Origin of the sequence: Lacipirellula sp. (assembly GCF_965279485.1) — a bacterium.
Classification (GTDB): Bacteria; Planctomycetota; Planctomycetia; order Pirellulales; family Lacipirellulaceae; genus Lacipirellula.
Window position 1 is genome coordinate 827,648 of the sequence record NZ_CBDIIC010000002.1, and the last position, 14,434, is coordinate 842,081.

General features: G+C 61.9%; 15 protein-coding genes. 8 read left to right on the top strand and 7 right to left on the bottom strand.

Annotated features, from left to right (window positions below):
• Nucleotides 1-17: 17 nt before the first annotated feature.
• From fliQ to ACQY7R_RS10925, 3 genes are all read right to left on the bottom strand, one after another.
• Nucleotides 18-284: a flagellar biosynthesis protein FliQ gene (fliQ, locus tag ACQY7R_RS10915; RefSeq protein WP_152100083.1), complete on the bottom strand. Its 267-nt coding sequence runs from the start codon at nucleotides 282-284 to the stop codon at nucleotides 18-20.
• Between the two features lie 44 nt (nucleotides 285-328).
• On the bottom strand, nucleotides 329-1,090 hold the full coding sequence (gene fliP / locus ACQY7R_RS10920) for a flagellar type III secretion system pore protein FliP (RefSeq protein ID WP_428308890.1): 762 nt from the start codon (nucleotides 1,088-1,090) through the stop codon (nucleotides 329-331).
• 109 nt (nucleotides 1,091-1,199) lie between these two features.
• On the bottom strand, nucleotides 1,200-2,291 hold the full coding sequence (locus tag ACQY7R_RS10925; RefSeq protein ID WP_428305636.1) for a flagellar biosynthetic protein FliO: 1,092 nt from the start codon (nucleotides 2,289-2,291) through the stop codon (nucleotides 1,200-1,202).
• A 188-nt stretch (nucleotides 2,292-2,479) separates the two neighbouring features.
• Between ACQY7R_RS10925 and ACQY7R_RS10930 the strand changes: the two genes are divergently transcribed.
• Complete coding sequence (locus tag ACQY7R_RS10930; RefSeq protein WP_428305637.1) at nucleotides 2,480-3,889, top strand: zinc-dependent peptidase; 1,410 nt, start codon at nucleotides 2,480-2,482, stop codon at nucleotides 3,887-3,889.
• Nucleotides 3,890-3,994: 105 nt separating this feature from the next.
• Here ACQY7R_RS10930 and ACQY7R_RS10935 read toward each other — a convergent pair whose 3' ends face one another.
• Nucleotides 3,995-5,014, bottom strand: coding sequence for a class I SAM-dependent methyltransferase (locus tag ACQY7R_RS10935; protein WP_428305638.1), 1,020 nt, complete (start codon nucleotides 5,012-5,014; stop codon nucleotides 3,995-3,997).
• A 265-nt stretch (nucleotides 5,015-5,279) separates the two neighbouring features.
• Between ACQY7R_RS10935 and ACQY7R_RS10940 the strand changes: the two genes are divergently transcribed.
• Complete coding sequence (locus tag ACQY7R_RS10940) at nucleotides 5,280-6,098, top strand: alpha/beta hydrolase (RefSeq protein ID WP_428305639.1); 819 nt, start codon at nucleotides 5,280-5,282, stop codon at nucleotides 6,096-6,098.
• Here the strand turns inward: ACQY7R_RS10940 and ACQY7R_RS10945 are convergent.
• Nucleotides 6,088-6,210 (bottom strand): hypothetical protein, encoded by a 123-nt coding sequence (locus tag ACQY7R_RS10945; protein WP_428305640.1) that lies wholly within the window; start codon nucleotides 6,208-6,210, stop codon nucleotides 6,088-6,090. The genes ACQY7R_RS10940 and ACQY7R_RS10945 overlap by 11 nt on opposite strands.
• Here ACQY7R_RS10945 and ACQY7R_RS10950 point away from each other — a divergent pair.
• Nucleotides 6,209-6,586: a DUF2237 family protein gene (locus ACQY7R_RS10950; RefSeq protein ID WP_428305641.1), complete on the top strand. Its 378-nt coding sequence runs from the start codon at nucleotides 6,209-6,211 to the stop codon at nucleotides 6,584-6,586. The two genes, ACQY7R_RS10945 and ACQY7R_RS10950, sit on opposite strands and share 2 nt — an antisense overlap.
• Nucleotides 6,587-6,623: 37 nt before the next feature.
• Here ACQY7R_RS10950 and ACQY7R_RS10955 read toward each other — a convergent pair whose 3' ends face one another.
• A complete protein-coding gene (locus ACQY7R_RS10955) occupies nucleotides 6,624-7,193 on the bottom strand; it encodes a PEP-CTERM sorting domain-containing protein (protein ID WP_428305642.1) in 570 nt (189 codons plus the stop codon).
• Nucleotides 7,194-7,412: 219 nt separating this feature from the next.
• Between ACQY7R_RS10955 and ACQY7R_RS10960 the strand changes: the two genes are divergently transcribed.
• The 3 genes from ACQY7R_RS10960 to ACQY7R_RS10970 all read left to right on the top strand — a co-directional run bounded on the left by ACQY7R_RS10960 (nucleotide 7,413) and on the right by ACQY7R_RS10970 (nucleotide 10,255).
• The gene (locus ACQY7R_RS10960) at nucleotides 7,413-7,769 is read left to right on the top strand and encodes a PadR family transcriptional regulator (protein WP_428305643.1); all 357 of its coding nucleotides are present in this window, start codon (nucleotides 7,413-7,415) and stop codon (nucleotides 7,767-7,769) included.
• Nucleotides 7,766-8,683, top strand: coding sequence for a permease prefix domain 1-containing protein (locus ACQY7R_RS10965; protein ID WP_428305644.1), 918 nt, complete (start codon nucleotides 7,766-7,768; stop codon nucleotides 8,681-8,683). The genes ACQY7R_RS10960 and ACQY7R_RS10965 overlap by 4 nt, the downstream gene beginning before the upstream one ends.
• Nucleotides 8,684-8,932: 249 nt before the next feature.
• On the top strand, nucleotides 8,933-10,255 hold the full coding sequence (locus ACQY7R_RS10970) for an alpha/beta hydrolase (RefSeq protein ID WP_428305645.1): 1,323 nt from the start codon (nucleotides 8,933-8,935) through the stop codon (nucleotides 10,253-10,255).
• 116 nt (nucleotides 10,256-10,371) lie between these two features.
• Here ACQY7R_RS10970 and ACQY7R_RS10975 read toward each other — a convergent pair whose 3' ends face one another.
• Nucleotides 10,372-12,282 (bottom strand): mucoidy inhibitor MuiA family protein, encoded by a 1,911-nt coding sequence (locus ACQY7R_RS10975; protein ID WP_428305646.1) that lies wholly within the window; start codon nucleotides 12,280-12,282, stop codon nucleotides 10,372-10,374.
• Nucleotides 12,283-12,550: 268 nt separating this feature from the next.
• On the opposite strand from ACQY7R_RS10975, the gene ACQY7R_RS10980 reads away from it, so the two are divergent.
• Both ACQY7R_RS10980 and ACQY7R_RS10985 read left to right on the top strand, forming a co-directional pair.
• Nucleotides 12,551-13,315 carry a DUF2817 domain-containing protein gene (locus tag ACQY7R_RS10980; protein WP_428305647.1) on the top strand — a complete coding sequence of 255 codons (765 nt, stop codon included), beginning with the start codon at nucleotides 12,551-12,553 and terminating at the stop codon, nucleotides 13,313-13,315.
• 249 nt (nucleotides 13,316-13,564) lie between these two features.
• Nucleotides 13,565-14,371 carry a serine hydrolase gene (locus ACQY7R_RS10985; protein ID WP_428305648.1) on the top strand — a complete coding sequence of 269 codons (807 nt, stop codon included), beginning with the start codon at nucleotides 13,565-13,567 and terminating at the stop codon, nucleotides 14,369-14,371.
• Nucleotides 14,372-14,434 lie beyond the last annotated feature (63 nt).

A 14,434-nucleotide genomic window follows, 5' to 3' on the forward strand; every position in this document is an offset into this window, starting at 1 on the left:
GCAACGAGCGGCGAGGGTCACAACTTGTTCGGGATGTCGGCGATCAGTTCGTCGGTGTATTCGATGAGCTGCGAGAGAATCCACGGCAGCGAGAAGACCAGCGCCAGCACCATCGCCAGCAGCTTCGGCACGAACGCGACCGTTTGTTCTTGAATCTGCGTCAGCGCCTGTAGCAAGCCGATCACCAAACCCACCACCATGCCGGCGATGAGAATCGGCGCCGACACGAGGGTCGCGATCAGCAGGGCCTCGCGGCCCAGGTCAACGGCGTCTTGGGGATCCATGTCTTCTTACTCGGCTCGTACAGCGCGCAGCGGGGCGGCGCTCGCTAAGAGACCACCTGAAAGCTTTCCATCAACATCTCGACCACCAGCCGCCAGCCGTCGACTAGCACGAACAGCAGCAGCTTGAACGGCAACGAGATGAGCACTGGCGGCAACATCAGCATGCCCATCGAAATCGTGACGCTCGCCACGATGATGTCGAGCACCACGAACGGCAGGTAAATTTGGAAGCCAATCAGAAACGCCGTCTTCAGTTCGCTGAGCATGAACGCCGGCAGCAGCGCCGTCAGCGGCACGTTGCGTTCGTCGGCCTTTGCGTCGAAGTAAACGTAGTTAGTCGGCAGTTCGCCCGTTTCGGGATCGATCTCGCTCGGCAGGTACTTTAGGAACAGATACACGTCATCGTCGTTGTCGGTGCGGCGAATTTGCTCCGCCATGAACCGCCGCACGGGATCGGTGCCGCGTTCCCACGCTTCGTCGAGGCTGATCTTCTCTTCCGAGTAAGGCTTGAGCGAGTTTTCATAAACCTTCGTCCACGTCGGCGCCATGAGGAGCGCCGTCATGAAGATCGCGATAGCGGTGATCACTTGACTCGGCGGCAGTTGCGCGGTGCCGAGTGCTTGCCGCAGCAGGCCCATGACGACGATGATCCGCACGAAGCTGGTCGTCATCAGCAGAATCGCCGGAGCGAGACTGACGACGGTCAGCAGGAGCATCACTTGGATCGACGAACCGATTCCCTGCGGGCTGGTCCATTGCTGCGGACCACCGAGGCCATTGAGACCGTTCAGGGCAGGACCGAGAATCGACGGGCCGGCGGCTGTTTGGGCAGCAGCTGGCTGCGCGCTCACGGCGAACAGCAGTGCAACGCCAACGATTGCGGCAACGCCACGCGCAACGGGATAGTGCAGCAAGTTACGCACGACGTCGTCCTCCGCCGTTGGCTGCTTCGGCCCCAAGGAAGCCGCGGGCCGGTTCACGAGCGAGCTGCGCGAGGACTTGTTGAAACTCGGCGGCAGGTCCGTGGCCGCGGCCGCTGGCACAGACGCCGGTGAGGCGATCGACTTCGAGCGGATCGATCACTTCGGTGAGGGGCTGAATGCCATCGGCCGAAACGGCGACGAGTACGAGCTTGTTGCCAACGCGAAGCAATTGGGCAAAACTTTGCGGCGTGAGCGGAGCGCGACCGAGCACGGCGAAGGCTTCGCTCGGCAACATGCCTGTGGGTTTCGCGCCGCTGCTGCGTCGCAAAAGCCACATGCAAACGAAGAACAATCCGACCACGATCGCCAGCCCGGCGCCAGCCGTCGAGAGCGAGCCGAAGCGGGAAAACGAGGTCGGCAAGCGATCGCGCAAACTGCTACTCGCGCCTGGCGACTGCTCGGCCATGGCGGCGAAGCCGGGCGAGCGAGGAGCCAAGCGGCGTGATTCATCGGGAACGGGAGCGAACGATTCGCCGAGCGGCAACGGCTTCGCATCGACGGAGGCGAGCGGCGCGGCGGGAGCGGGTTCTTGCGGTGCAGCGTCGATAGGCGATGCAGGGATAGCGGGCTCTTCAAGCTTCGCCTGCTGCAGGGCGTTGTCTTCGTGGACGAGCGGCGTCCCCGGCAGTTGATGGATCTGCGGAGCTGCCGGCGTCGCGAGTTCAGCGTAGGGCAACGGCGCCGCATCGGTTGCATTGGGCGCTTGAGCAGGAGCAGCGACGTTCGCAGTCGAAGACGGCGTTGCGTCGCCGAATTGGTAGGCCGAAGGCTCTTGAATCGGTGGCGTCCCTGCGGGACGAAGCGGATTCTCCGCAGCGGCTCCATTGCTAGCAGCGGCTGGGGGCGCCGCATTCTCCGCGGCGCCAGCGGCGGTCGCGCTGTTGTCGCGTCGATACGACAGAAGGAGATCTTCGCCGCCGCTCGCGTAGGCCGCGATCGTCCCGCTCGCAGCCGCCAACATCACCGCCCAACGACAACTAAGCCGGGCGCAGGCAGCGACGAATTGTTGGAGGGGGTGGGACATCGCAGGGTCTTGGGCGGGGAAAAATTGTTCCGCGAGCGAGCGGGAATCGCTACGAAGCGGGCGACTTATAGAATTCCGCCACAATCTCGACCAGATCACTTAAAGTTTCGGGCTGCTGGCAACCGACAATGGCCGCCCACGGCGCCAGCAGTGCTGTCGGGTCGGTACAATTCCGCTATCGTGAACGCATGATTTTCAACTGGCTGAAGAACCGTCGTCGTCGCCGTTTGTTGGCTCAGCCCTTTCCGAAGGATTGGGAAGAGCTGCTGCAGCGTCGCGTGCGCCACTACCGCTACCTGCCGGCGTCGCATCAAGAGCGGGTGCGGCAAATCGTCGCGGTGATGGTGCCTGAGAAAGAGTGGGCGGGCGCCGGCGAGTTCAAGGTGACGCCCGACATGGCGGTGACGATCGCCGGCCAAGCGGCCGTCATGGCGAGCGGTTTCGATGAACCTTATTTCTTCGATCGCCTGCACACGCTGGTGATCCACCCGCGGACGATTCGCTTCTCGCCCGAGCACACGTCGCGAAATCCGAACCTGCCAGCGGGCATGCTTAGCGGCATCGCGTGGCATCGCGGCCCAGTCGTCCTCTCGTGGGGCGAGGTGCGGAACGAACTCACCGGTCATTCGCCGGGACGGAACGTTATTCTGCACGAGTTCGCGCATTACCTCGACGGACTCGACGGCAACACCGACGGCAAGCCGCCGCTCCCGACTGCCGCCCGCGAGCGACAGTGGTATGCCGTCACCGAAGCGGAGTACCTGCGACTCGTCGGCAGCGCCCGCCGCGGCGAGGCGACGCTGCTTGATCACTACGGAGCGTCGAACCGGGCGGAGTTTTTCGCCGTGTCGACGGAGTACTTTTTCGAGCTGCCGCATCAACTGCGCGAGCGGCACGCGGAGCTCTACGCGGTGTTGCGGGAGTTTTACCACCTCGATCCGTGCGCGTGGCTGCCCCGCATCGAAACGCCGCAGCACGAGGATTCGGATGAGACAGGCGACTACCAACGCTTTCGAGCGCGACAACGGCGGCAGGATGTTTCACAGCTACGCGCCGTGCAGTCGATGGCGGCCGGCGATGCGCTGTTCGCGCTGGCGATGGATCACCTGCGCCGCAACCGATCGGAAGATGCGATTCGGTTGTTCGACCAGTTGCTTGAGGTCGACCCGCGCGATGAAGAGTCGCTCGCCCATCGTGCACTGGCGAAGGTGCGGCTGCGGCGGTTCGACGAAGCCCGCATCGATAGCAACGCCGCCCTTGCCATCGATCCCGGCGATCCCGACGCCCTGTGGGCTCGCGGCGAAGCGTACTTGCAGGAAGGGCGTGCTCAGGAAGCGATCGTCGACCTTAGTGCAGCACTCGAGAGTTCGCCGCGGAATATCGAGATTCTGCGGGCCCGGGCGCGCGGTTGGATGGCAGTGTCTCGACCGCAAAAGGCTGTGGCCGATTTGACGAGCGCGCTGGAGGTCGACCCGCACGACGCCGATTCGTTTGCGGATCGGGCGCGGGCGTATTTTGCGCTCAAGCAAACGGCCGAGGGGAATCGCGATTTGACGCGAGCGCGGCTGCTGGAACCAGGGATGGCTTGGCCAGCGTAGGGCGCCGTCTTCTAGCCCCGGGCTCCGCCCGGGGGTGGCACCGCGCACGACGATGCGTAACGAATTGGTAACCGACCCCCGGGCGGAGCCCGGGGCTAGAAGGCGCTACCGCTTCGGCTTCTCCAGCACCCAGCGCGTCACCATCCCCCAGTTGTCGTTGAAGTAACGCCACGACGAGGGGAAGAACGTCAGATAGCGGTTGTACGTTTGCACGTCGACCAGCCGCAGCGCTTCTTCTTTGTGCTCGACCATGCGATCGAACCACGCCCGCAGCGTTTGGCGGTAGTCGTGGATTGAGCGGTGCGTGATGCGGAAGCCGGCGTTCTCCCAAGCTTTCGCGTGATAACGATACGACGATCCCATCGAGCCGGGAAAGTAAATCTGCGAGCAAGCGACGGGGCCCATGTACGAGTCGCTTGTGCGGCAGAAGAAATGTTGCACGAGCCTTCCGCCCGGCTTTAGCGCGGCATAGAGTTTGTCGAGCAGCTGCGGGATCTCGTGCTGCCGCACATGTTCCCAAGCGCCGATCGAGTAGATCTTGTCGAACGATTCGCGCGGATATTCGCGGGTGATGAAGTTGTCGAAGTCGACGTTGAAGTGATTGTGTTCGTCGTTGTACGATTTTTGCTCTTTCGAAAGCGTCAGGCCGTAGAGATTTTCGCGCTCGCCGGTCGCTTCGTAGATTCGCTTGAGCATCGGCCCCCAGCCGCAGCCGAGTTCCATGATCTTCTCGCCCGGTTGTGGATCGATCAACTTCAGGATGAAGTCAGCCTTATGTTGCTGGGCCTCTTCGATCGTGTCGGTCGGCGAGTGGAAATCAGCGCATGTGTAAAACATGTACTTCCGGTCGAGCCACAGCTTGTAGAAATCGTTTGAGACGTCGTAATGCTCTGAGATTCCCAGAACATGGTCCTGCTTCATCTTGGCGTGAATCACGAGCTTGCGGAGCGGCTTGATCGGCCAGCTCGTGCGAATCCAGTCGGTGCCGCGCGGCATTTCGCGCGTGATCGCATGCCAGGTGTAGGCCGGGTCGAGCGGTTTTGGCGTGCGAATGAGATTCTGCAGGAAGGCGTAAGAGACGCCGTAGGCGGCGGCCTCGACGGGGAACAATGCGTGGCGGAGCATGGGACTCGTCTGCAAGGAAGGGCAGGGGGGTGAGTTCGGCCAGCGAGCGGCTGTAGTGTGACGCTGAGTGCTAGCAATTGCAATCAGCCGCCTGACCGACGAAATAGACTCTGGTGCGAAAAGCGGGCAAAAGCCGTCATCGTTACCGAGGAAGTGCAAAATTATGCCTTTGCGCGGGCGCAATTGGGTCGCGATGGACGCCGCGGCCTGAATTCAGTAGCATCCCGCCGCCTCTTGTCTCGAATTTCAAACGGTGCTGGACGCCATGCCGCGTCGCTACGCAATCTACGGGCTCGCCTTCGCCGCATTCATCGGCGACGTGACCGGCTGCGCGACGATCAAGGACTCCGGCGTCTCGGTGCTCGAAGACCGCATCGTGTACCAACCTTCGGCCGACGCCGAGAGTTGGAATCCGCAAGGATTGGTGAAGGAAGACCTCACCTTTGAATCGGCCGACGGCGTGAAACTTCACGCTTGGTACTGCCCGGTGGCGAATCCGCGCGCCGTGGTGCTCTATGCCCACGGCAACGACGGCAACCTGGCGACTCGCGCTCCGTTCTACCGACTGCTGACCGAACGGCTCGGCGTGAGCGTGCTCGCGTTCGACTATCGCGGCTACGGCAAGAGCGAAGGGAAACCAAGCAACGAAGGCTTGCTGGCCGATGCGCGGGCCGCGCGGCGCCTGCTCGCCCAGAAGGCGGGTATTCCCGAAGACGAAATCATTCTCTATGGACAAGCGCTCGGCGGCGGCGTGATGGTCGACCTCGCGGCCCACGACGGCGCTCATGGCTTGATTCTGGAAAGCACGTTCACCTCGCTCTCGGCCGTGGCGAACCACAAGTACCCGCTCACCGGCGGGCTGCTGAGCGACAAGCTCGATTCAGCCACACTGATCGGCGCCTACGAAGGTCCGACGCTCATTGTTCATGGCGAAAACGATCGCGTGATCCCGGTGAAGCAGGCGACGCAACTTTACGCCGCTGCGAACGAGCCCAAGTGGCTGCTCACGATTCCCGAGGCAGGACACAACTGGAAGCCGACGTTCCAGTACGTGAGCGCGCTCGACGAATTCTTCAATCGGTGAACCACGCTCCGCCGTCGTGCACAACGACCGATGGTTCGCCAAGCAGCGACGACGATGGTAAACTGAGGCCCATCGTTTCCATCGTCCGACGCTCCCGCGAAGTCTCAGCCATGCGCATGCCTAAAAACGTCCTCGGCGGCGAACTCCAAACCTGCTGCACCGACCCGATGACTGGCTTCTATCGCGACGGCTGCTGCCGCACCGGGCCCGATGATCATGGCCTGCACCTCGTCTGCATCGAAGCGAACGACGAGTTCCTCGCCTTCTCGAAATCGCGCGGCAACGATCTCAGCACCCCGAACCCCATGTATCAGTTTCCCGGGCTCGTCGCCGGCGACCGCTGGTGCCTGTGCGTCGAACGGTGGAAGGAAGCGCTCGACGCCGACATGGCGCCGGCGATCGTGCTGGCATCAACGCATATTTCGGCGCTGGAGTTCGTCGACCTTGAAGACCTGCGAGCGTACGCGATCGACGTCTCGGCGGGTTGAGGCGCCGCAGACCCAGGGCGTTCGTGGGCGCGAACCGCTAGATCGAGCGTCTCATTCCACGCTTCACTAGCACCGCAACTCCTGCAACAACCAACAGCAAGGTGCTCGGTTCAGGAATCTGCGTAACGCTGATGTCGTCGAAATAGATGCTATTAGGCACGTCGAACCCGCCTAGTCGCAACTCGGACCCGTTCGTGGTCGCCGTCACTGGCAGTGAGTATTTGGTCCATAGATCGACTGGGGCGAGGACTGGTTTCTGCTCGAGGACGAGGCTTCCTTCCCAAAAGACCTGCAGGCCGTCGTTGCCTTGCTCGAAGTTACGGAGCCAGAATTCCAGTGTGTAACCCTGGCCGTTGACGCTGGGGACAACTTGCGAGATCTGGTCGTGATCGCTCTCGTAGTCGGCGATGAACATCGCGTACTGACCAGAGTGGGGCTCGAAGTTCGAAACATTGAAAAGAGTGCTGGGCGTACCATTCAACGTCCAGCCCGCGAAGGTGCCCGTTTCGAACCCGCCATTCGCCACAAGATTGACGGCGTGCGAGGGCGCCGCCAATGTTAGCCACGCGGCAAGCGAGGCGAATGTCAACAATGCAGCGGTTCGCATGAGATCAACTCCGGGTGTGAGGAGAGGCAAGTCGCAAGCGCATCTCGCAGCGACGGCCAAGAGTGAGCGCCACTTGAATGTTACTGGTCACCGAAACCTGATTGTAGGCGTTGCCTGATGCGAAGGCGTCTACAGTATCGGTCGATTTTGCGTCGACTTCCCTTGACATCCTAGGGGAGCAGGCGCAAAATCTCACCTAGACCTTCTAGGGGAGCGACTGTGGCCAAGCCAAACGACAAAGCCGAGCTGCTACAAGGGACGCTCGACATGCTCATTCTCAAGTCGCTGCAAGGGGGCCCGCGGCATGGGTATGCAATCGCGCAGTGGATCGGCGCAACGACCAACGATGCCCTTAGCGTCGAAGAGGGGTCGCTGTACCCCGCGCTGCATCGGATGGAGCGGCGCGGCTGGATCAGTGCCTCGTGGGGGCAATCAGAATCGAACCGCCGGGCGAAATTCTACGAATTGACGCGCACCGGCCGGACGAACCTGGGGCAGCAAGTGACCATGTGGGGCCGACTGGTGTCGGCCATTACGCTGGTGCTCGACGCCGATCCGGCGGAGGGGCGATCATGATCAAGCGCTGGTGGGGCGAGGTTCGTGATTACATCATGTCGCCGCGCGGCGTCCCCGATCGAGTGAGCGACTCGATTCGCGATGAGATCACCTTTCATTTGACCGAAACCGCGGCGCGGCAGGCCGAACTTGGCGTCTCCGCCGACGAGGCGCGGCGCTCGGCTGTCGAGCGATTCGGGGACGTGACCGGCGTCATCCGTGAATGTGCAGCCGATTCCGCGGAGACTCACTCGCGCTGGCATCGGCGGCATTTGGCGCTGACGGCGCTGCTCATCGCCGGCGCCGCGGCGCTAGGCGCCTGGAGCTACAGAGCGCTCAACGCGCCGCCGTGGATTGGCGACGGCGACCTCGTGGGGCAAGTCGTCGATGAAATGGGGAAGCCGATCTCCGGCGCTCATGTGCTGGCGGTGGTGAAGACTTGGCCGCAACATGCGTTCCGCCAATTGGCGTATACGGCGATCACCGGCGCCGACGGCATATATCGCATCAAAAACGTTTACCCGCTCGACGAGAAGTACGAGGTGCAGATTGCGGTGATCGCCGACGAGCGGCTGCTGGAATCGAACTACTCGGAAGATTGCTCGGGCGAGCATACGCCGATCGACTTCACGCTCCGCCAAACCACGCCGCTGGCGGTGCGATTTGAATCGCCGAACGGCCAACCAATGGTCGGCGTCCACGTGTTTCCGTTCGCACGGATCGACGCGAGCGGCGAGCGGCATGCCGTGTACTTCTGCAGCGCGGCGCCGATCGTTCGCGAATCGAACGCCGAGGGCCGCGTCGCCTTGCCTTACTTCGCGCCCGGAGACCGAGCGGCGCTCTACATTCGCCAAGCCACCGGCGAATGGGAAACGCATGACGCATCGATCGACGACAGCGGCGAAGTAGTGGTGAAGTTACCAAATTCATCGTAAGCCGAAAACTCATCGTGAAACTCAAAACTACCGCCGTCCCAGCGGGAGGATTTGACACTAGCCCAGCGTTTCAACGCTGGGAAGAAGCGGTTTGTACGCTCGCTAGTTCCGTAGGAACGGCTGGATGTTCAGTCGTCCCGCTGGGACTTCGGCCTGCGCTTGAATGCTAAACCCAGCGTTGAAACGCTGGGCTACTATCATGGCGTCCTTTCAGGACGCGAATCCTCTAACTCATCAGAGGAACTACGAATGAAGTCCCCCCATTTGCTCATCGCGTTGATATCAAACACGCTTGTCTTTGCGTTCTCAACATTGGCTATTGCCGCTGACGACTACCTCCTGAAAGAGCGCTTCGAGTCAGGAAAGAAAAGCCCCACCGGTTGGCGGGAGGGGGCGAACATCCCCGGCGTCGAATACATTTGGGCCGATTCCGAAGCGTCACATGGCAAACGCAGCCTCGGCTTGCGGAAGACCGAGAATCGCTACTTTCCGATCGCCCAGTGGATTCGCACCGTGCCGCACGCCGGCGGTGCAGCGAATTTGGAAGTTTGCCTCAAAGCCAAAGCCGTGCAGGCCCAGAAGGCGATCGTCGACGTGCAGTTCTATGCCGACGGCGACGAGATGATTGGAAATCAATGGCTGGCGTATCTCGGCGCGAAAGAGGAGGGCGACGGGCCCGCCGATCATCACTGGGCGCGTTACGGCGGCGTTGTTCCCGTGCCGGCGGGAACCAAGAAGATTGGCCTGGCGCTGCAAATCTATGGGCCCGGCGAAGTTTGGTTTGATGAACTGACGGCTCGGTATGTTCCGAAGGCTGGACAAGCGGCGGCCAGCGAGGCGACGTCCACAGCGACTCCGGCCGCACCAACGCGAACCAACGCAACGCAGGCGCCGGCCGCGGAGGGTGCGATCACGCTCAGCGTGAAAGACGACGAATCGGGCGAATACTACTTCCTCCCGGCCAAGGACAAACCGGCCGGCCTGCTCGTCGTGCTGCCGGGCGGCGACGGCTCCGCGGAATTTCATCCCTTCGTGAAAAATATCCACGCTCATGGGCTCGGTGGAAAGTACGCCGTCGCGCATCTCGTCTCAAAACGTTGGCGGCCAAACCAACAGATCACTTGGCCAACGCACCGCACGCGAACGCCGGGGATGAAGTTCACCACCGAAGAGTTCATCGCTGCCGCAGTTACCGATGCAGCGAAGCGGCAAGTGGTCGATCCTCAGAACGTATACCTGCTCGGCTGGTCATCGGGGGGGCCGCCATGCTATGCCTCGCTGCTGCAGAAGGAGTCGCCCGCGAGCGGAGCGTTCGTGGCGATGTCGATTTTCCGCAAGGACGACTATGCCGCTGCCGCCAACGCCGCGGAGAGGAGTTTTTACATTTACCATTCGCCGGAGGACGAAGTCTGTCTGCCGCGGATGGCGCACGAGGCGAAGGACACTCTGTCGGCGGCAGGAGCGAAGACAACGCTCGTCGAGTACGCCGGCGGACACGGTTGGCATGGCGACATGCTCGGCAGCATCCGCGAAGGAGTGGAGTGGCTGGAAGCTTCGCGAAGTGCGAAGTAAACGAAAGTTGTCGCTAGAGACATCGCATCGCGCAAGAAAATAGCCCCGACCTAGCTAGGTCGGGGCTATTCGCGTTTTTGTCGAGGTGAGTGTGACGCATACGACTCGCCAACGCCCTACCGCTTCTGCCGGTCGCGTTGCAGGCGTTCGAACTCCTCCTGCAGCGTATCCTTCGACGACGGCGCCGAAACGACAAACTTGCGGTCGTACTCGACGGCGTATTTGTAGGTGATCAAGCGAGCCGCTTCGCCCGCGGCGTCAGCCGGGGCTTCGACGTCCCAGCGAAGGAGGCCCATCGGGCGCTCTTCGCGGACGTAGAGGGCGTCCTCGCTCACCTTGTCGCTCGTTTCGCCGAGCGTGATGCGAATGTCGGCGCCATGTTCGGCGTGAGGGAGGCGGTCGATGACGCGAATCGGCGTCGCTTGGTCGCTGAAGTTCTCGACGACCAGCCGGTATTCGAATCGCGTTTCGCGATTGCCGCCTTGGACGCTGTCGCTCTTGTCGACGAGTTCGCGGCGGGCACGCAGTTGCGGATTGGCGCCGAAGCCGACGACGAACTTTTGGCCGCGAGCCACCGTCGGCAACTCGCCTTTGCCCACGAAGCGGCCATCGAGGTAGGCCGTCATCGGCCCCGCAAGCAGGTCTTCATCGCTCGTGTTCTTGAGTTCCGCCTCGCGGTAGACGTACGAGGTGAGCACCGGCACGGCGACATGGTAAAACTGGCTCTCCATGTCGGTCTGCATGATCCGCACCATCTGTTGATCGGTGCGGCTGGCGAGACTCACGCCGGAGCCGAGCCGATAGCTGAGGCTTGGCCCGTCGCTGTCGCCGTTCGCTTCGCTGCGCAACACGCTGAGGGTCGTGGCGTCGCCGTTGAGTTCCAGTTGCTGATAGTTGCTGGCGACGTCGTTGAGGTTCCAGCTGAAGCGATTGACGTCGACGAAGTTGCCGGCGTTGCCGACGGCGTTGCTGTACTCTTGCTTCTGCGACTGGAGGCCTTCGAGCTTGCCGAGGACTTGGCTCTTCGAGAGGCCGCGGCCAAAGTAGGCCTCCGTTTGCTGCGGCGCTTGTTCGCCCCCATTCGCTGGTCCGTTGGCGGCTACTTGGGCTCCGAATGGATCTGCTAATTGCGCATCGCTCGCCAGCATCACATGCAGCGGCGCCAAACCGGGACCTGCCGCACTGAGCGCCGGCGAAGCCGTGGAGAGCGTCAATTCAACGTCGTTCCAATCTTCGCCCGAAAGCTGCTGGATGAGAGCGTTGTACTCGACGCGCACCTGCTTGCCGTCGGCCGCGGCCCGCATGGCGTACGACGGCGACCAGCCGCAGTTGCTCACGAGGTAGCTGAGGCGGATTTCCGTCGGCGCCTCCGCTTGCTTTTGCACGAACAGCACCGCTTCGCGGATCGTCTGCGAGGCGCCGGCCGTGATCTCGGCTCGTTTGCGGTTGAGAAGCTCCAATCGCTCGTTGATTGTGCGAGCTTGCTTGGCGAGTTCGACTTCCTCGGTAGCGATCGTTTCATGCTGTGCGAAGTCGAACGTCGTCAGCCGCTCCAGCGCCTCGGCGTCGAGTACGCCTTTCGTGAGATCAGACTGAGCGGTCGGGGCGATGAAACCCTCGAGCTTCGCGAGATATTCGGTTCGCTTCACGAGAAGCGCCTGCCGCTTCGTGGTGAGATCGAGTTCCTGCTGCGCGGCGAGGATTTCGTCGTCGAGCTTGCGAACCTCTTCGCGCGGTTCTTCACCGACGGCGCGGGTGCGGAAGCGAACGGCCCGAATCTCCACAGCGTCGCCCCCTTCGGCGAACAAGCTATTCGGCACGATTTGCTCGGGGAGATTGCTGACCACGACTTCGCGTCGCCCGGCGGCGCCGTCGATCGGCACGGTGCGGGTGATCTGCGCCTGCCCGCGGTAGAGCGTCACTTCGGTGACGCGGCCTTCGACCGCGCTCGATGCGCGGGCGCTGGGCGTCGACGACCAACAGATCGATGAGCCTACGAGGACAAGCATTAGGGTCGATCGGAACATCAAAGCCACCTCCTGCGTGATTTAGAGAAAATGCTGCGCACGGTGCGTTTCGGCACGCTCTGACCGAGAAATCTGCAGCATCGCTGGTAGACACACTACGGCCCGACGGGCGTCGATCGCAACGGTTTTCGCGTAACGCGTTTGTAACGGCATCGTCGTGAATTGACGCGCTAGCTGCTGCCAGTGATGATCAACAGCATCGCGTCATAGTACGACGCTGGCATTTCGACGCGCTCGCTCCCGCCAAAGTTCCCGCCCAGGAGTTTTCATGATTCGCCGCTCTTTCCTCGCCTGTTGTTCGCTGTCGTTGCTGGCGCTCGGCGCCGCCGTTTCGCCGGCGACCGCCGCTGACGTGAAGTTTGAAAAGATCGTCGTCGGCCAAACTCTCGGCGGCCTGCCGATTGAATGCAACGTCTACGGCGACGGCAAAGACGTCTTCTGGCTGATTGCGACGATCCACGGCAACGAAGCGGCCGGCACGCCGCTGGTGGCAAAGTTCGAAGAGTGGCTAAAGGCGAATCCGAAGGAAATTGAAGGCCGCAAGATCGTCATCATGCCGGTCGCCAATCCCGATGGCTTCGCGGACAACGTGCGGTTCAATCGCAACGGCGTCGACCTCAACCGCAACTTCCCCGCCGGCAACTGGGGCGAAGCCGACGTCAAGCCGCACGGCGACACGCCGCTGTCGGAACCGGAAAGCCGCGTGCTGATGCGGGTGCTGTGCCAATACTTTCCGAATCGCGTGGTGAGCATTCACCAGCCGCTGAACTGCGTCGACTGGGACGGCCCCGCCGACAAGATGGCTGAAGCGATGGCCGCCAAGTGCAAGCTGCCGCTAAACAAGCTGGGCAGCCGGCCCGGTTCGCTGGGGTCGTTCGTCGGCACAACGCTGGGGCGTCCGATCATCACGCTAGAACTGCCGGTCGATGCGGGGATGGACGAAGAAGTGCTGTGGAAGGAATATGGCGACGCCCTCATCGCGGCCCTGCAGTACAAGCACGAAGAGCCGGCGAAGAAGGCAGCGACTCCTTGAGCTGTTTGGGGGACAAGTCTCTCGCAGAGGCGCAAAGGCGCAGAGAAAACGCAAAGGAACAGCGGGGAAAAGTTGATGGAACATTTATCAACTTGGGTTGGCGGCTTTGCGAAGTCAAAAGTTCTATCAAGCATTTCTTCTTTGCGATCCCTCTGCGCCTTTGCGTCTCTGCGAGAGACATACAAACTCACCATCGCGATTCTGCTGGCAGCGTTGGTAGCGACGTCGGCCAGGGCAGGGGAGGAGGAAATGAGCGAGGTGGATCAGCAGATGGAAGCTCGCTTGCAGGCGATCGCGGATACAGTCGACGGAGAATTCGGCGTCGTCGTCGCGGATGTCGCAGGCGAGCACTATTGTGCCATCGATCCCGGCCGCCATTTCACGCAAGCGAGTTGCATCAAGATTCCAATCTTGATGGAAGTCCTCAAGCAAGCGCATGAGGGGAAACTCGCTCTCACCGATCGCGTGCGGGTCGAGCAGCAGGACAAGACGACCGGCAGCGGCGTACTCTTTGAACTCGGCAACGGCACGGTCGAGCTGAGCATCGAAGATCTCTGCGTGCTGATGATCCTCCTCAGCGACAACACGGCAACCAACCTGCTGATCGACCGAGTCGGCATGGAGAACGTCACCGCGACGATGGAGTCGATCGGCTGCGGGCAGACGGTGCTGCGGCGACGAATGATGGACATGGCCGCGGCGGCTCGCGGCGAAGAGAACCGCTCGACGCCGGCTGACGCCGCCCGCATCATGCGATTGCTCAAGGAGGGGAAGTTCGTCAACCAGGAAGTGAGCGACCACGCCCTCGCGATTCTTCGCAAGTCGAAGTCGGGCGCCATTCGTTCGACCGTCCCGCTGAGCGTGCCGGTGCCGTTCAAACCGGGCGAACTGCCGGGGCTGCTGACCGAGTGGGCGCTGGTGGAGCTTCCCGAGCGGCCCTATATCGTCATTGTCATGGGGACGTACAACCCGAAGACGAGCACCGACGACGACCTCGACGCCGCGATGAAGCAAGTCGGCAAAGAAGCATACAAATTCTTCAAGGCCCAAAAGTAGCCGCGGGTCAACGACCCGCCGGAGCGCCGCAAAATCGGCTCAGAACTCCGCCTCGCTGCTGTC

Excerpts from the sequence above, each read along its gene's own strand:
- ACQY7R_RS10975 (WP_428305646.1), bottom strand. The coding sequence starts at position 12,282 with ATGTTCCGATCGACCCTAATGCTTGTCCTCGTAGGCTCATCGATCTGT.
- ACQY7R_RS10985 (WP_428305648.1), top strand. The coding sequence starts at position 13,565 with ATGAGCGAGGTGGATCAGCAGATGGAAGCTCGCTTGCAGGCGATCGCG.
- ACQY7R_RS10925 (WP_428305636.1), bottom strand. The coding sequence starts at position 2,291 with ATGTCCCACCCCCTCCAACAATTCGTCGCTGCCTGCGCCCGGCTTAGT.
- ACQY7R_RS10940 (WP_428305639.1), top strand. The coding sequence starts at position 5,280 with ATGCCGCGTCGCTACGCAATCTACGGGCTCGCCTTCGCCGCATTCATC.
- ACQY7R_RS10950 (WP_428305641.1), top strand. The coding sequence starts at position 6,209 with ATGCGCATGCCTAAAAACGTCCTCGGCGGCGAACTCCAAACCTGCTGC.
- ACQY7R_RS10980 (WP_428305647.1), top strand. The coding sequence starts at position 12,551 with ATGATTCGCCGCTCTTTCCTCGCCTGTTGTTCGCTGTCGTTGCTGGCG.
- ACQY7R_RS10935 (WP_428305638.1), bottom strand. The coding sequence starts at position 5,014 with ATGCTCCGCCACGCATTGTTCCCCGTCGAGGCCGCCGCCTACGGCGTC.
- ACQY7R_RS10965 (WP_428305644.1), top strand. The coding sequence starts at position 7,766 with ATGATCAAGCGCTGGTGGGGCGAGGTTCGTGATTACATCATGTCGCCG.
- ACQY7R_RS10955 (WP_428305642.1), bottom strand. The coding sequence starts at position 7,193 with ATGCGAACCGCTGCATTGTTGACATTCGCCTCGCTTGCCGCGTGGCTA.
- ACQY7R_RS10930 (WP_428305637.1), top strand. The coding sequence starts at position 2,480 with ATGATTTTCAACTGGCTGAAGAACCGTCGTCGTCGCCGTTTGTTGGCT.
- fliQ (WP_152100083.1), bottom strand. The coding sequence starts at position 284 with ATGGATCCCCAAGACGCCGTTGACCTGGGCCGCGAGGCCCTGCTGATC.
- ACQY7R_RS10945 (WP_428305640.1), bottom strand. The coding sequence starts at position 6,210 with ATGGCTGAGACTTCGCGGGAGCGTCGGACGATGGAAACGATGGGCCTC.
- ACQY7R_RS10970 (WP_428305645.1), top strand. The coding sequence starts at position 8,933 with ATGAAGTCCCCCCATTTGCTCATCGCGTTGATATCAAACACGCTTGTC.